At 46.5% G+C, this 15,398-nt stretch carries 11 protein-coding genes and 2 pseudogenes; 7 read left to right on the top strand and 6 right to left on the bottom strand.

What is annotated here, in order from left to right; translation table 11 throughout:
* On the top strand, positions 1-1,649 hold a 1,649-nt coding region (locus tag ACTU3N_RS06895; RefSeq protein WP_443085401.1), incomplete at its 5' end, for a VENN motif pre-toxin domain-containing protein.
* Complete coding sequence (locus ACTU3N_RS06900) at positions 1,649-1,975, top strand: hypothetical protein (RefSeq protein WP_443085402.1); 327 nt, start codon at positions 1,649-1,651, stop codon at positions 1,973-1,975. The genes ACTU3N_RS06895 and ACTU3N_RS06900, both read left to right, overlap by 1 nt.
* Before the next feature lie 1,282 nt (positions 1,976-3,257).
* Here the strand turns inward: ACTU3N_RS06900 and ACTU3N_RS06905 are convergent.
* The gene (locus ACTU3N_RS06905; RefSeq protein ID WP_443085403.1) at positions 3,258-3,455 is read right to left on the bottom strand and encodes a hypothetical protein; all 198 of its coding nucleotides are present in this window, start codon (positions 3,453-3,455) and stop codon (positions 3,258-3,260) included.
* Positions 3,456-3,699: 244 nt separating this feature from the next.
* On the opposite strand from ACTU3N_RS06905, the gene ACTU3N_RS06910 reads away from it, so the two are divergent.
* Positions 3,700-4,179 carry an RrF2 family transcriptional regulator gene (locus tag ACTU3N_RS06910; RefSeq protein WP_443085404.1) on the top strand — a complete coding sequence of 160 codons (480 nt, stop codon included), beginning with the start codon at positions 3,700-3,702 and terminating at the stop codon, positions 4,177-4,179.
* 65 nt (positions 4,180-4,244) lie between these two features.
* On the opposite strand, the gene oqxB is transcribed toward ACTU3N_RS06910, so the two are convergent.
* A complete protein-coding gene (gene oqxB / locus ACTU3N_RS06915; protein ID WP_443085405.1) occupies positions 4,245-7,397 on the bottom strand; it encodes a multidrug efflux RND transporter permease subunit OqxB in 3,153 nt (1,050 codons plus the stop codon).
* Positions 7,398-7,420: 23 nt separating this feature from the next.
* Entirely contained in the window at positions 7,421-8,596 is a 1,176-nt protein-coding gene (locus ACTU3N_RS06920; protein WP_443085406.1) for an efflux RND transporter periplasmic adaptor subunit, read from the bottom strand.
* A 332-nt stretch (positions 8,597-8,928) separates the two neighbouring features.
* On the opposite strand from ACTU3N_RS06920, the gene ACTU3N_RS06925 reads away from it, so the two are divergent.
* Positions 8,929-9,291, top strand: a complete 363-nt coding sequence (locus ACTU3N_RS06925) for a helix-turn-helix domain-containing protein (protein WP_443085407.1) — start codon at positions 8,929-8,931, stop codon at positions 9,289-9,291.
* 195 nt (positions 9,292-9,486) lie between these two features.
* On the opposite strand, the pseudogene ACTU3N_RS06930 reads toward ACTU3N_RS06925, so the two are convergent.
* Positions 9,487-9,706, bottom strand: a pseudogene (locus ACTU3N_RS06930) (integrase core domain-containing protein); the annotation flags it as partial.
* Positions 9,707-10,111: 405 nt separating this feature from the next.
* Between ACTU3N_RS06930 and ACTU3N_RS06935 the strand changes: the two are divergent.
* The 3 genes from ACTU3N_RS06935 (at position 10,112) to ACTU3N_RS06945 (ending at position 14,150) form a co-directional block, all read left to right on the top strand.
* A complete protein-coding gene (locus ACTU3N_RS06935) occupies positions 10,112-11,500 on the top strand; it encodes a hypothetical protein (RefSeq protein ID WP_443085408.1) in 1,389 nt (462 codons plus the stop codon).
* Positions 11,466-13,046 carry a class I adenylate-forming enzyme family protein gene (locus ACTU3N_RS06940; RefSeq protein ID WP_443085409.1) on the top strand — a complete coding sequence of 527 codons (1,581 nt, stop codon included), beginning with the start codon at positions 11,466-11,468 and terminating at the stop codon, positions 13,044-13,046. The genes ACTU3N_RS06935 and ACTU3N_RS06940 overlap by 35 nt, the downstream gene beginning before the upstream one ends.
* Positions 13,047-13,187: 141 nt before the next feature.
* The gene (locus tag ACTU3N_RS06945) at positions 13,188-14,150 is read left to right on the top strand and encodes a DMT family transporter (RefSeq protein ID WP_443085410.1); all 963 of its coding nucleotides are present in this window, start codon (positions 13,188-13,190) and stop codon (positions 14,148-14,150) included.
* On the opposite strand, the gene ACTU3N_RS06950 is transcribed toward ACTU3N_RS06945, so the two are convergent.
* Both ACTU3N_RS06950 and ACTU3N_RS06955 read right to left on the bottom strand, forming a co-directional pair.
* On the bottom strand, positions 14,147-14,836 hold the full coding sequence (locus tag ACTU3N_RS06950; protein ID WP_443085411.1) for a LysR family transcriptional regulator substrate-binding protein: 690 nt from the start codon (positions 14,834-14,836) through the stop codon (positions 14,147-14,149). The genes ACTU3N_RS06945 and ACTU3N_RS06950 overlap by 4 nt on opposite strands.
* A gap of 18 nt (positions 14,837-14,854) precedes the next feature.
* Positions 14,855-15,040: pseudogene (locus tag ACTU3N_RS06955) on the bottom strand (LysR family transcriptional regulator); the annotation flags it as partial.
* Positions 15,041-15,398 lie beyond the last annotated feature (358 nt).

Here is a 15,398-nt window from a genome sequence, read left to right on the forward strand (position 1 = left end):
CGACAACCGGTGAAACAGCGAAAGAGGGACAATCCGGTGGCTACAAAGGTACACCGGGTGGATTACCGTCAGCCTCGCTGGCGCATGCCTCTGAAAGCGACAGCAGCACCACGCACAGCGCGGTTGCCGCGGGCGATATCATTATCCGTGACCCGGCGAAGCAGCAGCAGGATGTGGCGACGCTGAGCCGCGACACGGCGAATGCGCATAAGGCGCTGGATAATAATTTCGACAAAGAGGCGATTAAGGACAAGCTGGAAATCCAGCAGCAGGCAACGGCGCTGGGTACACAGGCCATGACGGTCTACATGGACAGCAAGCTGGATGCGGCGAAAAAGCAGGTTCGCGACGAGATGGCGGCCCGCGGCGAGCTGAACGGCCTGAGCGACACGGAGATTGAGAGCAAAGTCACCGCGTCGCCGGCATTTAAAGCGGTGGATAAAGAGTACGGTATCGGCAGCCCGTTCTGGACGGCCAGTTCCGCGATGACCGGGCTGCTGGCCGGGGCACTGGGCGGCAATGTGCAGGGTGGAATGGCGGCCGGTGCTGCACCCGTGCTGGCAAAACTGGTTAAGGATGCGGCCGGGAAAAACGAAGCGGCGCGTATCGCGCTGCATACCGTTGTTTCCGCCGCACTGGCAAAAGCACAGGGCGGCAATGCGACCGCAGGCGCAATCGGCGGGTTTATAGCGTCAGCGGGTGCTGAGAGATTCGCCGAAGCGCTTTACGGTAAAACAGCGGATAAGCTGACGCCGGATGAGAAGATGGTGGTGCTTAACCTTGTGGCCGCAGTCAGTGCCGCTGGTGGCGGCGTTGCGGCCGGCGATACCGCAGGCATGGTCAGCGCAGGCAATGCGGCACGGGTGGAGGTTGAGAATAATGCGCTGAGTGCAGCCCAACAGAAAAGTCGTAGCGAAGAGCTGGTTGCCTGTGGCAACAACAGTAGCTGTAAAGCCAGTGTTCGTGAGCGCTATGCCAAGGAGTATGACAAAGTTCAGGAGCAGATAAATACCTGTTCAACTGTCAGAGAGTGTGTGGCTGTTGCGAAGGAAATGAAGCTATGGCAGGCAGATATACGGGCCAGAAGTGATGAACTGGCAGCCAAAGCACGTAATGGTGGTATTGACTCACTGACTACGGCAGAGAAGCAGGAATGGATAAATCTTCGTGGTGCGCAATCAAATTTTGATGGCTCTATCAACTCACTGATTTATCGTGCGCAAATGCTGGGGGGTTCAGAAGAGACAGATACTGAACTTGCCAGTATTTTTGGACATGCGGCGATAGCAAATGCTGCGAGCACTACTGTAGGCGTAAGTAAAGCGATTGGTGGCAAGTACACACCAAATCAGGGAGCTGTAGGGAATATGGGGGAATTTTTCAAACAGCCCGGCTTTGGTAGCCAAATGAAAGAAAATACTCAGAAGACCAGCCAAATGTTTCAAGGGCAGAGTGTTTATCAAGCGAAGAAACCGATTGGAGACTATATTACTAAAGGCGATAAATATTACCTTGATGGGCTTCATAAAGATCATATTGAGGTGTTTGATAGCAAAGGAAAAGTTAAAGCTGTTCTGAACATCGATGGTTCTTATAATAGTTCGAAAACACAAGCTGCGGTTAAAGAGGGAAGGAGACTGCCCAAATAATGAATACGTTATTTCTCAACGATATAAAAAGTTGTTTCGACGCAATTTTGGACGAAAAATGTGCAATTCCTATTAATAAAAATGATCTATCCATTGATTACGAATCTGACCTAAACGCGCAGATGGAAAACTATCTCAGGCTGCTAAGTGAACAAGTGACGTTACTTTCCCAGGCTAACGGTAAAAGAAACGAGCTTGCAATGGTGTCAGCTCTGCTGAGACTCAGGACACATGCTATGAACTTATCTACTTTTTTTGATGCTATTGTTGAAGATGCCGAAGTTATTCTTCGATTAGATACTTTGCCTGAAATATCTGAAGAGTAATTTTCTTTTTGGGGTAAAGGAAGGCTAACAAAGAGGGTTCGATTGGTGTCAGCATCGCTACCTGGCATGTTTAGTAAAAAGAAAAGCAGAGCCGCCTGAAGGCAGTAAGCCTACTCAGTAACAATGGTAGTTAGGCTATGGATATTGCACGGACTGAAGGTAAAACACCACAACAAAAAATGCCAGAGTGTGCATGGAAACGGCAACGGCGAAAGTCGTGCGTATGCAGTCAGCTAAATAAATGACAGACAGAGCTGTTATGTACAAACGTTACTTATATTCAGGTTTTTCTTTGCCAGATAGCTTTATTGATTATGTATCAGCCGATAGATTAGAAAATATAGAGCCATGGTGGTTATTTTATTGCGTTCAAAATTATATTGACTTTTGGTGAAAGAAAGTCAGGGGGCTACATCCAGAGCAAAAGTTAATACCTTTCGCGAACTGGCGTTATTCGGATGATATTGTTTGCTTCGATGGTTAAGAGTGGTCTGGGGATCCGAAAGTGTATTATGTTCATGCCTTGCTTCGGCTGGTCGGGAGGATAACGAGTATGCTAATAATTTTGATGAGTGGTTAAAAATGGCGCGTCATGAGTCTGTCCGCCATAAACTTGAGCAAGCAGAAGACTAAAATCTGTTATTCCAGAATAATCGATAGGGTACAATATCGGTTAGCCAGACCCCGTTATCAGCCTGAAAGAATTTAAAGCTCCGTTTATGCATATCCAGAGCCTTAATTTTTAAAACCATGAGGTTGACCATAGCGTTTCCCAAACTGAATTGCCGTATTTTTATCTTGGAGAGCAAGGGGCATAGATTTTAAATGAGGCAGGAATTAATGATACTGCAAAGAACAATGCAATGATCATGGGTAAATTATTGAACACTTCGGGTAGCATTACATAATCTAATCGAAACATCAGTCGTAGCCTTTAGTTCTGGTGGAAATGGTACGAAGAACTGAAAGATGCCCCTGATGCAACATTTTATCAACTTCGTGAAACATACGGCGACTTTTTAAAAGCTTATTCGCTGAACTATCGACTGAGGAGTACTGGTGATGACTGCATGGGAGGATAATAGCCATATTGCGTAGGGAGTTACTCTTTGGCAGGTTTGAGGGAAATGGTGTAACAGGTTGAAAAGGCGTGTCGGGGCAAAAGTTATCGTGACGGAAGCTCACTTGGAAAAAAAAGGCAGTAACTATTCGAAATAAAAGGAAAAAACTTGTTTATCGCAGCAACCTGTGACGAATCGAGTTGGCATAAATAATAACCATCTTAGTCAGCAATAGCAACAAAGCCGAAGTGATGAATCGGCAGCCAAAGCACGCAAAAGATCCCCCCATGGGAACCAGCAATCGGGTCTGGTTCGGGGAAAGCAGGCCGGAAGGGGAGAAACCAGTGACGCCGCTGCACATTCTGGATAACAGGACGATTCAAACAGCATTTATCCGCAATATTTTTATTAGTTGCCATGATGAGATACACAATGATTAACCGGCTGGTAGCGCACGACAGGCAGGAGCATTGAATTTGAGAACAATAAAAAGTGCGTAATTGTTACTTTACGCCTATCCGGTGCGTCGAAAACGCTTTTCCGTGCCAGGTCAATCGTAGATTGCTTCAAAAAAATTACCGTATTTGTTATATTGTTGCTGATTGATTATTCACCTCTTCGGTGCAAAAAAGAACAAAATTCACCGTAACCCAGGATAATAAAATGTTAGATTACCGCTTCCCAACAGCTTTGCAGATGGTTCTCAGCGTAGCGATGGCGGAGCAATCGGGTGAACGTTCAACGAGTGCAATTCTGGCCTACGGCCTGGAAGCTAATGCGAGCTTTATCCGTAAATTAATGGTTCCGCTCACGCGTGATGGCATTATCGTCTCAACGCTTGGCCGCAACGGCTCCATTCATCTTGGTCGCCCGGCAGAAAAGATCACCCTTCGCGATATCTACATTTCTGTAATAGAAGATAAAAAACTGTGGCCGTCGCGCCCCGACATACCGGCTCGCTGCGTGGTCAGCGCCAACGCTTGCTGGTACTTCAAATCTATCGCCGATGAAGCGGAGCAGGCTTCGTTAGAGGTTTTGGCTCGCCATACCGTGGCAAGCGCGCTGGAAGAGTTAAAAAAAGCCGATACCAGCGGGTGCGATCCGGTGCCTGAAATCGATGCCGGGTATAAAAAAGCACAATAATTGTTTTCTGATTGCGAAAAAAACCGCCTTTACTATGAAGGCGGTTTTTTATTATCGGTAACAACCTATGCAGGCAAAACGTCCGTTACCGGCTTGTTGCGCGTAACGAGTTTACGCAGCGTAACGTAAAATACGGGGGTCAGGAACAGACCGAAAAGCGTCACGCCCAACATACCGGAGAACACCGTGATCCCTGTGACGCCACGCACTTCGGCTCCCGCGCCGTGGCCGAGGATCAGTGGGATCGTCCCGGCAATAAAGGCAATCGAAGTCATAACAATCGGGCGTAAACGCAGGTGGCAAGCTTCCAGCGCCGCTTCCATGATACCCTTGCCCTGGATCTCCAGCTCGCGGGCAAACTCAACGATCAGAATAGCGTTTTTACACGCCAGCCCCATGAGTACGACCAGACCAACCTGCACAAACACGTTGTTATCGCCACCGGTCAGCCAGACGCCAAACAGCGCGGACAACATCGTCATCGGGACAATAAGGATCACCGCCAGCGGCAGCGTCCAGCTTTCATACAGCGCCGCCAGCACCAGGAAAGCCAACAGAACCGCGACCGGGAAGACGATCAGCGCCGTATTGCCCTGAGTGGATTGCTGGAAGCTCAAATCTGTCCATTCGATATTCATCCCATTCGGCAGTATTTGCCTGGACATCTCGTCCAGTTGCGTCATTGCCTGCGCAGAAGAGAGGACGCGAGGATCGGCATCGCCAATCAGATCCGCCGCCGGATAACCATTGTAACGAATCACCGGATCCGGTCCGTATGTGGTACTGATATTCACCATACTGCCGATCGGCACCATTTCGCCCTGATTATTACGGGTGCGCAAATTCGCAATATCTTCCACGCTGTCGCGAAATGGCCCGTCAGCCTGCGCCATCACGCGCCAGGTTCGCCCGAACTGGTTAAAATCGTTCACATAAGACGATCCCAGATAGGTTTGCAGCGTACCGAACAGATCGGTTAGCGACACCCCCTGCGCTTTCGCCTTATCACGATCGACCTGCACATCCAGCTGCGGAACGTTCGCCTGGTAAGTTGAAATGGGGAAATGCATCCCCGGCGTTTGCATAATCGCACCGGACATGGTGTTCACCGCGTTTTGCAGCGCACCATAGCCAAGACCGGCGCGATCCTGTATATACAGCGAATAGCCAGACCCCTGCCCCAGCCCTAAAATCGGCGGCGGCAAAATAGAGAAACCAAAGCCCTGCTGGATTTGCGCGATTTTAGCGTTGATCTCAGCGTTAATTTCCGCCGCAGAATGTTTACGCTGATCGAACGGTTTCAGGCCAAAAAAGACCGTCCCGGTATTGGGCGTGTTGGTGAACTGCAACGCATTAAGCCCCGGAAACGCGACCGAATAATCCACGCCTTCGGTATTCATACCGATTTCGCTCATTTTGCGGATCACCGCATCGGTGCGCGCCAGCGAAGAGCCTTCCGGCATTTTCACGCCGCCAATCAAATAGAGCTTGTCCTGCGTAGGAATAAACCCACCGGGGACAAGTTTAAACATAACGCCTGCGCCGCAGAGCAGCAGCACATAAACAACAAACACCGCGCCACGTCGCCCGAGCGTTTTGCTCACCAGCCCCTGATAGCCGTGCGAGCTACGGTGGAAAAAGCGGTTAAACGGGCGGAAAAGCCAACCGAACAGACGATCAATCAGCCGGGTTGGGAAGTCTTTCGGTGCGCCGTGCGGTTTTAGCAACAAGGCAGCCAGAGCCGGAGAGAGCGTCAGCGAGTTAATGGCGGAGATCACCGTCGAAATCGCAATAGTTACCGCAAACTGTTTATAGAACTGACCGGTTACGCCGGAGAGAAATGCCATCGGTACGAACACTGCGCACAGCACCAGCGCGATAGCGATAATCGGCCCGGAGACTTCACGCATCGCCTGATGCGCCGCCTGAAGGGGCGCAAGCCCCTCTTCGATATTTCGCTCAACGTTTTCCACCACCACGATAGCGTCATCCACAACGATACCGATAGCCAATACCAGCCCGAACAAACTCAGTGTATTAAGCGAAAAACCAAGCAGGTAGAGAATGCTGAATGTTCCCACAACCGATACCGGCACTGCGATCAGCGGAATGATCGACGCGCGCCAGGTTTGCAGAAACAGGATCACCACCAGCACAACCAGCACCACCGCTTCCAGCAGCGTTTGCACTACCGCGCGAATAGAATCGCGAACAAAAACCGTTGGATCGTAAGGTGCCGCCCACTTCATATCTTCCGGGAAACGCGTGGCGAGTTCGTCCATTTTGGCGCGCACCGCGTTAGACAAATCGATAGCATTCGCTCCAGGAGACTGGAAGATACCAATCCCGACCGCGTCTTTGTTGTTAAGCTGTGAACGCAGCGCATAGCTGCCAGAGCCCATCTCTATACGCGCCACGTCGCGCAGGCGAACCTGTGAGCCATCTTGCGCCGTTTTCAGAATAATATTGCCAAACTCTTCTTCCGTGTGCAGACGCCCCTGGGCGTTAATTGAGATGAGGAAATCGCTCTCTTTCGGCAGCGGTTCAGCACCGAGCTGCCCGGCGGAAACCTGTACGTTTTGCTCCTGCATCGCCGTCACCACATCCGAGGCCGTCAACCCGCGCGCCGCCACTTTATTGGGATCCAGCCAGATGCGCATCGCGTATTCGCCCGAGCCGAAAATCTGAATTTGGCCGACGCCGGGCAGACGCGCCAGTTCATCCTTCACTTTTAGCGTGGCGTAGTTACGCATATAGAGCGAATCGTATTTGCCGCCGGGCGAAAACAGGTGCACCACCAGCGTGAGCGTCGGCGACTGTTTCTGGGTAGTGATGCCCAAACGACGCACATCTTCCGGCAGGCGTGCCTCGGCCTGTGATACCCGGTTTTGCACCTGAACTTGTGCCTGATCGGGGTCCGTGCCCGGGCGGAAAGTTACGGTCGTCACCAGTACGCCATCGGAGCCAGCGACGGATTTCATGTACATCATGTTTTCCACGCCGTTGATTGCTTCTTCCAGCGGCGTCGCCACAGTCTCCGCAATCACTTTTGGGTTGGCACCCGGATACTCCGCGCGCACCTGCACGCTCGGCGGTACGACGTCAGGATATTCGCTCACCGGCAACAGCGGGATGGCGATTAATCCTGTGATAAAAATCAGAATCGACAGCACCGCGGCGAAAATCGGCCTGTCGATAAAAAAGCGGGAAAAGTCCATAGATTGGATTCTCAGGTAAGGGATCAGTTGAGGGCGGTGCTGGCGGTCATGGCAACGGTTTTCGCGTTAACAGGCATACCCGGCATAAACACTTTTTGTAAACCATCAACGATGACTTTATCGCCAGGGGCCAATCCCTTCTGCACGATGCGTAAACCGGCGGCCAGACGCCCAGGCGTAATATCGCGACGCTGCGCTTTACCTTCTTTATCAACGATATAAACATATTTGCGATCCTGATCGGTCAGCACGGCTTTGTCGTCGATAAGCGTGGCTTTGAATTCAGCGCTGCCCGGCAGGCGTACGCGGGCAAAGAGTCCCGGCGTGAACTGACGCTGCGCGTTATCTAAAAGCGCGCGCATACGTATCGTGCCGGTAGTCGGCGTTAACTGATTATCAAGAAAATCCACTTTGCCCTGGTGGGGGTAACCCTCCTCGCCAACAAGGCCAATCTCAACCGGTAGCGCCACGTGATTACTGGACGCGCCCTGCCCGTTGCGGGCGAGATTTTGATAGTGGAGGTAAGTCGCCTCATCCACGTCAAAGTAGACGTAAACCTTCTTCTGCGATACCAGTGTGGTGAGCACGCTGGCGCTGTCACCGGCGGTGACCAGATTACCGCTGGTTATCAACGCACGGCTGGCGCGACCATCAATAGGCGCAGTCACTTTGGTGAAATCCAGGTTAAGTTGCGCGGCATCAACCGCCGCCTGCGCTGCGCGAACGTCAGCCTGCGCCTGGGTAGCGACCGAACGGCGCTGCTCCCACTCTTCGCGGGATACCACGTTGGTATTGACCAATTTATCGGTACGGTTAGCCTCACTACGCGCCAGGCTGGCCTGCGTTTTGGCTCTCGTCAACGTCGCCTGCGCCTGTTCCAGCGCGGCGCGATAGGTTCTGTCATCAATAGTGAACAGCACCTCGCCCTTTTTCACTTCCTGGCCGTCGGTGTAATTCACTTTATCAATGTAACCGGAGACGCGGGGGCGTAGCTGAACACTCTCCACCGCTTCAATCCGCCCGTTAAAACTATCCCACTGACTAATGGATTTCACTACCACGTTGGCGGCGCTGACGGCGGGGGCTTGTGGCACGGCGTTTTGCGCGACGCCGTCATCGCACCCAGCGAGCAATACGGAGAACAACATCGCTCCCAGCGCATGCAGATGAAAGTTAACCCAGGGTTTTTGCAGGCTCATTTTTTTAATCCGGTAATTGTAGCCGCCGGGCAAGACGCATCGGGAAACACCGCGCCACTTCCTTTGTCCGGGCTGGCTTAAGGCCATTTGTGTCGTTCATCGCCACAAAACTGTAACAGTTACGAATACACTATCCCGGCGATTGTAGGAAGGCGCTAAATTTAGTGCAAGAATAATTGATACACTTTATGTGCGATTCCAGGCAGAGGTAAAAGGCGCGTTTTCTGCAAGGATTTAAATGCAACAATAAAACTTGCAATTAATGTAAAAGCGGGTCACCTTTAAATGCAACAGACAAAGATACTTTTCAATAAGCTGCGTGGGGAAACAAGATGAACACTGGCGCATTTATTCACGATTTACTCGACTGGATCGACAACAACCTTGAAAGCCGTCTGGACATTAACACTGTTTCCAGGCGAGCCGGTTATTCGAAATGGCACCTTCAGCGACTATTCAAAGAACATACCGGGTATACCCTGGCGGAGTATATTCGCGTGCAAAAGCTGCAAAAATCGGTTGAGCGTTTAACCCACAGCGACGAACCGATTCTGAACGTGGCGATCGCGTTGGGCTTTGACTCCCAGCAGTCCTTCAACCGCAGCTTCAAGCGTCAATTTGGCCTGGCACCCGGCGCATGGCGTCGCAGTGTCGGCTGCCCTGAAATGCAATCATTACGCCAGCAATCGATATAGTGCGCCGTGTTTTCGCTGCGACTAGCAGGCCTGGATATGATGGACGGCGAGCCTGCGTGTTCAGATTGATGTAGATATCCGTCCCCGATATCTGGCTACCGGTTTGGGCGGTTGTCTCGCGATCACCTTTGCTGCGGGATTTTTCTATACCAGAGGGCAGAACACCTGCGCCGTGGTTTTGAAAGGAGATTGTTTTTAGTTCCACGCACTTTTTGATATTTCCGGGTATTCAGCCATCAGCCGGTACTCTTTGGCGTCTGGTGATTCAGGGATTCATGGGGCCGTTCGCTGTTATATTCGTTCAGCCAGCGTCCGGTGATTTCCCGTACTTCGTTAAGCGTTCTGAATAAGTAAAAACCCAGCATTACCGTTCTATATGCCCGGGTAAACGTTCTATAAAGGCATTCTGGTAAGGGGCCGTAATAACAACGCCTCCGCCAGGATAATTTTCAACACAAGCAGTCTCTAATAAATGTACGTTTTAAAATAACTCATAAAAAAGTAAATAAATATCAACTATTAATATGAGCCACCGTTATATACCCTTGCATTATTTAACAGATTTATTCATAGAGTATAACAACTACTTTTCAAAAGTAAAATTAAGTAATATACATATACGCACACCCAATAACCCTAATTTCCATTTTATTATCTTCGCGCTACAAATATTCCCTCATCAGCAATGACGGGTTATATTTTAAGCGACAGCAGTACGGTATAAATTATATTTATAACCTTATCAAAAAAGGCGAATTTCATTTCTCCGGAAGGCATAGCATATTTACGTTGATTGCTTACTAACATTAAGGAAAATGAAGTGCAAAATAGCATCACCTCATTCGAGCCCGCAGAAACACCATTAGTTAATTCCTTAAAACAAATTTATCAAAGGCAGATCTATTCGTTCCATGCTCTACCCATTTCAAGCTTTGGTAAAAGTGATATTCTTCCATTTAATAAAGAGCAAGATATTTGTTTAGAAAGCACTATCACTGACGAGGCTTTTGATAGCTTTTTCTTCCCTGCCAGAGTCATTAACGAGTCACAAAAACTTACCGCGAAAATCTATAATGCCGATAACACTTTTTATATTACAGGTGGAACAAGTGTTGCCAATCAGATAGCTATTACAGCATTGTTTGATAAGAATGAGAATATTCTTATCGATAGAAATTGTCATCAATCCATACATTTTCATTGTCAGGCTCTCGGCGCAAAAGTAGATTACCTTTGCCCCGATCTCAACGCTGAAGACGGACAACTAAAAGCGTGGTCAATAGAAAACCTCACCACTAAAATCCTGTCTAAACAATCAGCAGGGCAAGGTTATGGCTTAATCATTTTAACTGCTCAATCCTACGAAGGTCTCATTTACGACATCCCCTCTGTGCTTTTGCATCTTTTAGAAAAAGGAGTGAGGACTCGTAAATTTTTCATTGATGAAGCATGGGGAAGCCTTAATTACTTCAGTGAAGATACACAACCTTATACTGTGATGAATGTTGATTCTATTATTCAACAGTATCCTGACCTGGAGATAATATGTACCCACTCGGCACATAAATCACTATTTTGTCTCCGCCAGGCTTCATTGATTCATTGTAAAGGGAAACCTGATTTGTTTCAGAAAATTGAAGTCGCTAAATTTAAAATACATACAACATCGCCTAACTATTCTATTCTCGCATCGTTGGACCGGGCCCAGTATTATCTTCGACAGTATGGTAATGAAATGGCTTCGTATTCCAGAAAGTTAGTCAGCACATTCGTCGAAATGATAAAATCTGACGCTAATCTTTCTTTAATTGATACTGAATTCAGCGTATTTCAAGACCAACCACATATACATCACGATCCAACCAAATTAATTATCAACGTTAAGCCTTTAGGCGACCCTTTCATAATAAAAGAGAAGCTACTAAGACAAAACATATTCATTAAAAGAGTATTGAACAAATGTCTACTACTTAATTTCCATAGTGGGATTAATAAAGAAGCAGTTAATGCCTTATTTAATGCCTTACTGTCGTTAAGTAAGTGCACTGCCATTTCCGAAGAATTTAAGGTTAATAGTATCTCAGATAAGTTTATTATCCCTTATCCTCCAGGGGTACCCATTGCTTTCCCGGGCGACACTATCAACGCAAGCATTACACAGAAAATAAGAGATTGTGAAGAAAAAGGATTACTCATTATTGCTGCCTGAGTTTCTATATTCAACTGTCATCAGTTTACCCTCACTAAAAGCATTTAAAATGCTCACGTTAAAAAAACTTAGAGAAATTTCCTCATATCGTAGCCAGGAAATCTGCATTGTAGATAAAGGCATAAATTTCACATGGCAACAAATAGTTTCACTAACAGAGTCACGTGTAATATTTATAAAGAAAATGTATAACAAAGATAAAATAAGCTCAGCGTGTTATATCTCTAAAAATAATGTTGATATTATTTGTTGGCTTGCAGCTTTTTCTACTCTGGGCATTTCTGCCAATGGGCTGGATTACTCTTTGCCAGTGGACAAACTAGCCACCCTGATAAGAAAAATCAGGCCGGATATTTTGCTCATTTCACATAACTTATTTACCCCGGAAGAGTTAAATATTTTCGGCACAACAGGAAGTAATATATTAGCCATAGGTGCCTTAACAGATCCCATAGTAAATAGCATTGGCGAATATCATGGAAATGATGTTGATTCATTAATAAAAGATCATACTGCCCCGCCATTCAGAACTGTATCGTTAACTTCAGGGACCAGCTCACTGCCTAAAATAGCATTACGCTATAAATCCTTTGATTCACGTCGGTTTGCCTGGTTCACTGAGCGGTATCGTTTTAGTTCCAGAGATGGTTTTTTACTTATACTCCCATTATATCACGCGGCAGGAAACGGATGGGCCAGGATATTTATGGGTTTGGGAAGTACGATTTTTATCGCAGATCAAGATGATGAGGATAGCATCGTACACGCACTTTCACATCCTAACGTAACGACAAGTGTTATGACACCTAACCTGGTAAACTATCTAATCGGGTTAAAAAACAAAAAATCCTTAACGTTCAATCCTCGCTGGATACTTGTTGGCGGAAGCTATTTTTCAGAGAAAAGCAAACGAGAGGCAATAGAGACATTTGGCTCTGTTTTCTATGAATATTATGGATGTACTGAGACTGGCGTCAATGTTTTATCAGAGCCTGCCGACATGGAAAATTACCCCCGAAGCGTTGGCAGAGCCTTTGAAGGTAACCAGGTAGCCATTCTTGATGAAAAATTTCAACCTGTAGCGGCAGGAATTAATGGGCGGGTTGCTATTGCCAGCTATATGTTGATGGATGAATATATTGATAGTACTCGTCCTTTTCATTTCATTGAAGGCACCCAATATTTTCTGATGGCAGATCACGGATATCTGGATGATCAAGGCAGACTTTATTTGATGAATCGAAATAGAGATATTAACACACAAGAAAACCTGTATGAATTGGAGGAAAAAATCCGGGCGCTTCCCTGTATTTCTGACGTAGCTATTATTTCCGTTATCGAGGATGAAGCTGCCAGTGTTAAATGTATTTTTAGCACTAAACAAGAAAAGAATGACAAAACAAATAATACAATATTACAAGTTATAGAAAAACTTAAAGAATGCAACATTAATAATATTCAGGCAAAAAAGGTTGAGAATATACCTTACAGCCCTAGCGGAAAAGTCCGCATTAATAAAGTCATAAGTATGTTATCTGCAACATAAGCATCCTCTTTGCTCTTGCTTATAAAAAAATTTGATGGAGGTATAGATATTTATGAATAGAAATACCTCCTTAATGATGAAATAATATACTTAACGTTTAACATCACAATTTCTCAATATAGTAACAAAAGGATTATTAGTATGAACAATAGATATTCAAAAGGAATTATTTACTGTTTACTGGCAACGATTTCCTGGGGGGCTATGTTCCCTGTAATGACCGATGCGTTGCAATATATGGACCCTTTTAATTTTACAACTATACGTTATAGTATTGCGGGTTTGGCATTCGCAATAATCCTTGCGTCCCGGGAAGGGATCGATGGATTTACTCTCAAAGGAGAACGCTGGGTTTTAGCCTGGTTATTCGGTACTTTGGGTTTTGCTGGTTTTGGATTTCTGGTTTTCCTTGGCCAAAGAATGGCCGGAGCCTCTGGCGCGCTGACTGCTTCAATAATGATGGCCACAATGCCAATGCTAGGTCTGTTGACAGTATGGTTGCTGAAAAAAAACCGCCCGCATGTAAGTACCTTCGGTTTCATACTTATGTCTTTTGCCGGCGTATTGATGGTTATCACGAATGGTAATATTGAGGAAGTTATAAACTCGCCATTAAATATGACCGCTAATTTATTACTTATCACCGGGGCGCTATGCTGGGTGCTATATACCGTCGGCGGGAGCTATTTCCCTGACTGGAGTCCGGTACGTTACACCACGATGACGACACTTCTGGGCATGATTAGCGTTATTGCAATCGATATTATTCTTATTTTTAATGGAAAGATTGCTGCTCCGACGCTCCCGGCTATCAGTATCGTAACACCACATTTGTTATATATGGCTTTGGTTGCAGGCTTACTGGCTGTTCTGTGCTGGAACATCGGAAATAAAATCATTACTCCTACCAATGGTGTTCTGTTCATGGACATAGTTCCCGTAACCGCGTTTATTGTGTCAGCACTGAGCGGTGTTGTTCCTTCAACGATTCAGTTGGGGGGTGCCGGGATAACCGCATCGGCACTCATTCTAAATAATCTTAATCAACGTAAATTGGCGAAGGCTAAACTTTCACTAAATAAAATGGTGCCAGGTCAAAGTTAAGCAGTCTGCTTCCAGAGGGCCTTCACCGAATCAATGAGTGCATTAACTACCTGTGAAGACTCTCTGCTCCTGGCCCAGATAAAACATAGTTGACTGACTGTCTTCGCTTTAGGCCATATAAATAACTTTTCGGACTCCTGTGCTGTTAATGCAATATCTTCGCGCATCAGTGTTAGCCCCATATCAAGACATACCATTTCGGTGAGCGTTTTCTCCTGATCAGCGACAATGGAGGGTGTAAGGGTTACATTATGGCACTCAAAGAATCGCTGACTAATAGTTGAGAATGAACATTTCTCAGGCGTTGAAATCCACGGGAATTTAGGTATATCTTCCCATTCCGCAGCCTGGATTTTATCTCGCCATGCCCATGGTCCAACAATGCAAAGCGTGATCGGTGAAACAGGCATTACACCCAGGCACTTTTCATTTATATCGCCAATAACAAATCCTGCATCCATTTCTCCACTGGCAACTGCTTCAATAATATGTCCTGAAATATTCTGATAAATAGTCAGTTTCACGTCCTGATGACGTTTGCGAAGCTCAGATAGCACACCAGGCAGATTCAATATCACAGGCATAGAAATAGTTCCTATCGTGCATGTACCCGTATCATTCAAAGACCGCGCTTTTTGTATAAAATTACTGGCCGCAGCCAGAGCCTGCCGCGCTTCATCACACATAACTATCCCCAGAGGAGTTAGCTCCATTCCTCTTGGTGTTCTGTTAAACAAGCGTATATTGAATTCATTTTCAAGAGATTTTATATGCGCGCTAACCGCTGGTTGACTAAGAAAGAGTCGATTAGCTGCACGAGTTAAACTTGAAGTTTCCGCAACAGTAACAAACGTCTTTAACTGGTTTAGGTCTATGCAATTTCTCTCCACACAATGAATCAAATAAAGCTAAAAATAATTTCAACTTATGGTTAAGATACAACTAATTGTAATAAAATAATTGGAGCCACTTTTAATTGCGCCCCACTAATTACAACATCTGTGGCAGTGTAGCAATAGAAAGATGCAGAGATGAGCATTTACTTTATAACAGAACAAATAAAATGATAAAGTTAGTTAAGACGCATTGCCATATATATTTAAAATTACTTATCAAAATCTTGACCTGCCCCCAGTATTAAACACAATAATCAGTTAGTAATGTCGGTTGATTTACTCCCGTATGCTCCGTTTCGCCATCCCGCTGCAAACTCTGAAGGGGTCTGATAATTCAACGAAGAATGAGGCC

The sequence above is a fragment of the Vagococcus sp. WN89Y genome, assembly GCF_052220145.1.
In the GTDB taxonomy this organism is placed as follows: domain Bacteria; phylum Pseudomonadota; class Gammaproteobacteria; order Enterobacterales; family Enterobacteriaceae; genus Kosakonia.

What these genes read in the sequence shown, in the direction of transcription:
- ACTU3N_RS06950 (WP_443085411.1), bottom strand. Translation starts at nt 14,836, where the DNA reads ATGTGTGATGAAGCGCGGCAGGCTCTGGCTGCGGCCAGTAATTTTATA.
- ACTU3N_RS06910 (WP_443085404.1), top strand. Translation starts at nt 3,700, where the DNA reads ATGTTAGATTACCGCTTCCCAACAGCTTTGCAGATGGTTCTCAGCGTA.
- ACTU3N_RS06920 (WP_443085406.1), bottom strand. Translation starts at nt 8,596, where the DNA reads ATGAGCCTGCAAAAACCCTGGGTTAACTTTCATCTGCATGCGCTGGGA.
- oqxB (WP_443085405.1), bottom strand. Translation starts at nt 7,397, where the DNA reads ATGGACTTTTCCCGCTTTTTTATCGACAGGCCGATTTTCGCCGCGGTG.
- ACTU3N_RS06925 (WP_443085407.1), top strand. Translation starts at nt 8,929, where the DNA reads ATGAACACTGGCGCATTTATTCACGATTTACTCGACTGGATCGACAAC.
- ACTU3N_RS06900 (WP_443085402.1), top strand. Translation starts at nt 1,649, where the DNA reads ATGAATACGTTATTTCTCAACGATATAAAAAGTTGTTTCGACGCAATT.
- ACTU3N_RS06905 (WP_443085403.1), bottom strand. Translation starts at nt 3,455, where the DNA reads ATGGCAACTAATAAAAATATTGCGGATAAATGCTGTTTGAATCGTCCT.
- ACTU3N_RS06945 (WP_443085410.1), top strand. Translation starts at nt 13,188, where the DNA reads ATGAACAATAGATATTCAAAAGGAATTATTTACTGTTTACTGGCAACG.